The 5386-nt window shown below is 38.5% G+C and carries 2 protein-coding genes; both read left to right on the top strand.

Features of this window, described 5'->3' with window-relative positions:
* Positions 1-2486: Ig-like domain-containing protein (locus GQS64_RS11890; protein ID WP_246798567.1), on the top strand; the 2486-nt coding region annotated here is incomplete at its 5' end.
* A gap of 448 nt (positions 2487-2934) precedes the next feature.
* Positions 2935-3498 carry a hypothetical protein gene (locus GQS64_RS11885; protein WP_198231751.1) on the top strand — a complete coding sequence of 188 codons (564 nt, stop codon included), beginning with the start codon at positions 2935-2937 and terminating at the stop codon, positions 3496-3498.
* Positions 3499-5386 lie beyond the last annotated feature (1888 nt).

Raw genomic sequence — 5386 nt, 5'->3', positions numbered from 1 at the left:
GCATTTATGTAGCCACATTGAAAGGCACGCTTGTCGGAACTTATAAAATTACACCGAAGGTTTCTTCTGTTGCTGTTGGAACACTTGAAGCCACTGTGACGATAAAGGGCGGTGATGTAGATGGGGGAAAAGGAAATTCCAGCTTTATCGCATCTACGACATCCTTTAACGCAGGTGATAGCAAAGGATCAACACTCACCTTTACAGCGAAGGACACCAATAAAAATGCCATCACAGGATTAGGTAACAAACTTACCTTTGAAATTGTTGACGGGGGCGGTAACAAGCCGGATATGAACAAGGTTGTTCTGTCGAACATTCAAGAGACACCGGCTCAAAGCGGCATTTATGTAGCCACATTGCAAGGCACGCTTGTCGGAACTTATAAAATTACACCGAAGGTTTCTTCTGTTGCTGTTGGAACACTTGAAGCCACTGTGACGATAAAGGCCGGTAAAGTCGATGGGGGAAAAGGAAATTCCACCTTTATCGCATCTTCGACATCCTTTAACGCAGGTGATAGCAAAGGATCAACACTCACCTTTACAGCGAAGGATGCTTATGGCAATCTTGTTGCAGGATTAGGCAATGACCTTGCTTTTGACATTGTTGACGGGGGCGGTAACAAGCCGGATGAGAGCAAGGTTATTCTGTCGAACATTCAAGAGACACCGGCTCAAAGCGGCATTTATGTAGCTACATTGCAAGGCACGCTTGTCGGAACTTATAAAATTACACCGAAGGTTTCTTCTGTTGCTGTTGGAACTCTTGAAGCCACTGTGACATTGACCGCCGGTAAAGTCGATGGGGGAAAAGGAAATTCCACCTTTATCGCATCTTCGACATCATTTAACGCAGGTGATAGCAAAGGATCAACACTCACCTTTACAGCGAAGGATGCTTATGGCAATCTTGTTGCAGGATTAGGCAATGACCTTACCTTTGACATTGTTGACGGGGGCGGTAACAAGCCGGATACGAACAAGGTTGTTCTGTCGAACATTCAAGAGATACCGGCTCAAAGCGGCATTTATGTAGCCACATTGAAAGGCACGCTTGCCGGAACTTATAAAATTACACCGAAGGTTTCTTCTGTTGCCGTTGGAACTCTTGAAGCACAAGTGACACTGACAGCCGGTGATGTCGATGGAGGAGAAGGCAATTCCAGCTTTGGCGCAGATAAGGCATCCATTTCAGCAGATGGAACTGAACAATCAATACTCACCTTTACAGCGAAGGACGCTTATGGCAATGTTGTTGCAGGATTAGGCAACAAACTTGCTTTTGACATTGTTGACGAAAGCAACAAGAGACCGGATACGAACAAGGTTATTCTGTCGAACATTCAAGAGACACCGGCTCAAAGCGGCATTTATGTAGCCACATTGAAAGGCACGCTTGTCGGAACTTATAAGTTAAAGCCGCTTGTTTCGGGAGCTGCTGTTGGAACTCTTGAAGCACAAGTGGCAATAAAGGGCCATGATATCGATACCGGACGATCCACATTTGAAGTAGAGCCGAAATCCATTCCAGCAGATGGAACCCTATCATCAACACTCACCTTTACGGCCATAGATGTTTCTGGCAACCCTATGAGCGGGCTTGCTACAACCGGTTCTGGTGACAAGGTTAGTTTTGTCGTGACAGACAAAAACGGAACAACGGTGTCTACAACTGGCAGTCCTGTTTCTCTCACTTCGCCCCAAGAGACAGCCCGCGGTAGCGGCATTTATACTGCTACATTGAAAGGTGCAAAGGTCGGGGAATATACGATCAAACCGAACATTTCCAATAAACCTGTCGGAGAACTTAAAGTTAACGTGACGGTGACAGCCGGTGCGGCGAATGCTGCTAAATCCACCTTTACGGTAACCCAGTCAAGCTTTAACGCAGGTGATAGCAAAGGATCAAAACTCACCTTCAAGCCAATGGACGTGAATAGCAATCCCATCAAGGGGCTAAGTGGCAGCGATGTCGGTTTTACCATCGAAGATAGTAGCGAGAATATAGTGGTTCCCGATGGCACTGCCCTCAATCTGACAGCAATCAAAGAGACGTCGCCTGGAACCTATGAAGCCACCTTCACGGGCACGAAAGCGGATACTTATTCTTTTACATCGACGGTTTCAGGTGTTGCAGTTCTTACCCAAGAGGTAACAATAAACCCCGGTGCAATAAATGAAGGTACATCGGAGTTAAAACTAGAGCCAGAAACAAATGTAGTAGCTACTGAATCATTCGCCATTTTTACGGCCAGAGATATTTACAACAACCTTGTGACAGGGAAGAAGAGCGACATTAGTTTTGTCATCACGAAAAGTGTAGCTGCAATTTCATGGACCCGTTCAGGAATAATGGAATTAAGTGACGGACAATATTCTATGAGTATAACTTCTAACGATCCGGTAACTTTTACAATTACACCGAAGGTTTCCGGTGACGTTTATAACAGTTTAACCAAATCCTTAACTGTAACACCGAGGTAACTTGACGAAAAAAAATCCAGTTTAACAGTTGATAATAACAAGCCTTAACTTGATGATATCGTAACGCTCATCTTTAAATCTAGTGATAGCTTTGGAAATAACTCTGTTTATGATCCTCAAAATTGAGGTTGCAAGCATACACCTCATTTGAATTTCTGGATGCAACAAAAAGTGAAAATGAAGAAGGAACCTATCTGCCGAGGTTTAAAGTTCTAAAGAGGGGATCTGCGGTCTTATCTCCCACTTATGACGGGAAAGTAATTAAAGATGATTTTTACGTTATCCTGTTCGTTAATTCAAAACCGGTAAAAGAAAATACCAAGTTTTATGTGGCGAAGGATAGTTATGCTGAAACTGATTCTGTACATTTAAACATAGGTTTGCGAGATAAAATGGTGATGACGTTATAAATATCACAGATGATATAAAAAATTTTCAAAATAACCAAATGCAAAGTGTACTCACAATTCCGGGGTCGGATTATGTAAGATACTATTGCAATAACTCCACCTATTTAAGAAAAATAGATGGCAACACTTACATACAAGTTCCTTATGAAGCAATAAAAGTCGGCACGAATTTAACGTTCACATTAAAATATCCGGAATGGCAGGACGCATTGTCGAGTAATGCATTTACTATAACGCCAGGCTATGTGTTACCCGAATACTTGAAAATCGAATTGAATAAAAAAGAATATAAAGTGGGAGACGATATCATTGTCAGAATTCATCTCGTTGACAAATTTGGTAATCCCTCAACAGACTTTCATCCAGACAACACCTTCTACATTAATGCACCAAATGCCACACCAACATTGCCGGGGTATATAGGTTATGGTGTGCAGTTTAAAGATTGGATAAAAATAGATGACTATACCTATCAGGTGACCTATAAAGCGACTAAAGTAGGCACCGATCTACAAATATACGCATTGCGGGCTGATTATTCGACCATGCGTAATCACAGGGTGTATAAAATCGGTGATAACTTCAGTATTGTAGACAATTAGAATGTAAGAATATTCTGATAATTAAATGGGTTTTACAAAGCTGTGGTTGCTTTAGTGTTGAAAAAATATGAAAGTTAAATTTATTGATAATCAGCGCAAAGGTTTTTAGTTATCTAACTCAAAACCTTTTCCAATCGTAATGTAGCAAATACCATCGTCGGCCTTTTATTGTGTGATATTGTGGTGTTCATTGTGATATTGCAGTGTTCATCATAAATGCGCAAATAGAAAAGTGGTTTATCTATGCAGGAGTGTGATTGCGCTTAAGAGAATTTAAAGCATAAACCATCGGCTTTATCAAAATGTTGCCTGAATGAACCGCAGCGCGGGCGATAGCCTTTTATCACCAGACGGGCTTGGTAAAGCACAGTGGGGTGAAGGAAATAACGCCAAACAAAATTAAGCAGAGAAAACACAACCAAATTGACTTAAGTAGAGCAATACGCAGCGAAGTTGATTTAGAAAAGGCGAATACACAGCTAAGTAGAATTAAGCAAGGTAGAACGAAGCCCAGTAGATTTAAGTAAGGCAAAGCCCTGCAAAACAGTCGGTTCGGTCTATGTAAAGCGGTGTTAAGTCAAGTTTGTGGGTAACGGTGTATTTCATATTCGGTTGAAATAGCTTTATTTCTTTGCTACTACGATAGGCGCTACCGGCTTTTTTGTTTATAGTTTTAAACATACTGTGTTTTTTAAAACGACCGTGCGGAAAATATCAATTTAGGACGGATGGGCTTATCCAATCTGATCGATGTTGGTAATGGTTTGTAACTTCTGAAAAAAACTTCAAACGATGTTATCTTACGATTATAAAAAAGTATCAGATTACAAATATAATTTTTTTATAGATGAATATCCTGTTTTAAATGTGATAGACATAAAATATCGGTTCTATGTTTAAGTAGAAATGAGTTTAAGTAGAGTGAGTTCTAAACATTCATTTACAATCACGGTGAAAATAAGTCAGGTTCTGGTGGTGTCGTTTACCTGAAAAATGGCATCATACTTTTCAAACATTCAAAAATGTGAAGACAAGCCGGTTCGACAGGTCATCACGATGTTCATAAACCTTATTAATTGTTGCCGCGTGTTACAAAAAATAGCACGCGTCACAGAAAAAATAGTATATGACAAAAAAATAAAATTTAACCGAAAGTATTGGAGGGTATTCTCTTCGTCATAAAAGGCAGAAAAAAAATACAAATATCCATTCTTCATCACGCAAACAAATAAGTGTATAATAGATAATTGGATACGTAATTGATTATTATCAATTTAGAAAAAAATATATGAATGGAAAAAATGCATTATATAATTAAAAAATATTTAAAAAAATGAATTAAATGTATTAAAAATATTATAATAGTAAAATAAGAAATAAATAAAAGCCAAATAAATAACGTTATATTATTTTTTGTTATTAATTAAATTATAAATAATTAAAAAAATGAATTGAAAAAACAAACGGCGATATTATCAATTTGAAATTTAATTAATTATAGATAAAAAATATTCATAAAAATACGTTATTTTGGTAAAAAATTTAAAATTAAAGCGTTTTAAAAAAATTATTTTTATAATAAAAATAAGTTGAAATATGTAATTAAATACCTTAAACATCATCATATGATTCCGTCGTGTAGTTATTTAAAAGAATCGATCGGAAAAATATAATTCATTACTATAATAAAAATCGAAGCTGTGAGAAAAGTGTCATTATCGGGGTAGATCATGAATATGTGGGGTGATTTTTTAAGTCGTTTTAGAAACAAAACGATTTCGTGGCTTACGATATTCTTTTATGTTTGTTCGACATTTCTTCTTACGATAGCGCAGGCGGATGCAGCCCAGAGAAGCCGTGATCGTCAGTATGAGGGGGCTTATGGTAG

Origin of the sequence: Bartonella sp. P0282 (genome assembly GCF_048452985.1) — a bacterium.
GTDB lineage: Bacteria > Pseudomonadota > Alphaproteobacteria > Rhizobiales > Rhizobiaceae > Bartonella > Bartonella choladocola.
Note: the sequence above shows the minus strand (reverse complement) of the source record. Positions and strands in the feature narration are given on the sequence as shown.

Coding starts and splice junctions, on each gene's coding strand:
- GQS64_RS11885 (WP_198231751.1), top strand. CDS start 2,935: ATGCAAAGTGTACTCACAATTCCGGGGTCGGATTATGTAAGATACTAT.